The sequence below is a fragment of the Corallococcus sp. AB030 genome (assembly GCF_003668965.1).
Classification (GTDB): Bacteria; Myxococcota; Myxococcia; order Myxococcales; family Myxococcaceae; genus Corallococcus; species Corallococcus exiguus.
Genome location: NZ_RAWQ01000468.1, coordinates 1 through 995, shown reverse-complemented (window position 1 = coordinate 995; position 995 = coordinate 1). Strand labels below are relative to the sequence as shown.

Below are 995 nucleotides of genomic sequence, written 5' to 3'. Positions count from 1 at the left end.
TAGCTGGCCCGGCCCAGTCGCGGCGACATGCTCGCGGTCGCCTCCGCGCCCTGCTCCGCCGCGTGCGTCGCCTCCGCCCACGCCTCCCCCAGCGTCTTCCCCTCCCGGACCGCGCGCACGAGCGATACCGCCGCCGGGTGCAGTGCATCCACCATCGTCCGGTCTCCCGGCCGCGCCCCACCCAGCTCCGACACCGCTTCCACACCCACTTCGAACGCCTTCGCCCAGGCCGCCGCGTCCGACGGCTTGCTCGCCAGGAAGCGCGCCGCTCGCAGCAGCGCCGTCGCATAGAACGGCCCGGAGCTGCCGCCGATGCTCCGGCGCAACGCCTGTCCCAGCTCCGTCAACGCACCCGACGGCGTGGCCCACGCCCCCTCCGGCAACGCGCGGATCGCCGCCGCGCCACGCGCCAGGCTCAAGCCCAGGTCCCCGTCCCCCGCCTTGCTGTCCAGCTCCGTCAGCCGAGCCTCGGCCGCGTCCCAGGCGTCCGCCACCGCCAACGCCGCCGCCCGCACCTGCGGCATCTCTGGCTGCGGCTTCGGATGCCCCTTCACCGTTGGCAGCGCGGCGCGCGTGGGCACCACCTGGCGCCGCGTCACCACCCGCCCCCGACCCGGCCACGCTGGCGCCTCCGTCGGCGCGTCCAACCGCGCGAGCCGCGCGTCATCCACCTTCAGCAACGTCAGCGAACACCCCGGCATCTCCAACGCCGATAGGAACGTGCCCTGCCACGCGCGCTCCACCGTCACGCCTCGCTCCGCCAGGAACGCCAGCGCCCGGCGCGTCACGATGGCCAGCTCCATGGGCGGCGTCCCTCCCAGCCCATTCACCATCAACGCCACCCGGTCGCCCCGGCCCACCTTCCGGTCCTCCACGATGGTCGACAACATCGTGTCCGCCAGCACGTCCGCGGGCTGCAACGCCACGCGACGCACGCCCTGCTCGCCGTGGATGCCCAGCCCCAACTCCACCTCGCCCTCCCCCAACGTGAAGCC

1 protein-coding gene is annotated in these 995 nt (G+C 74.5%); it reads right to left on the bottom strand.

Going from position 1 to position 995, the window contains the following annotated elements:
* On the bottom strand, nucleotides 1–995 hold a 995-nt coding region (locus tag D7Y15_RS43635), incomplete at both ends, for a dihydroxyacetone kinase subunit DhaK (protein ID WP_121756232.1).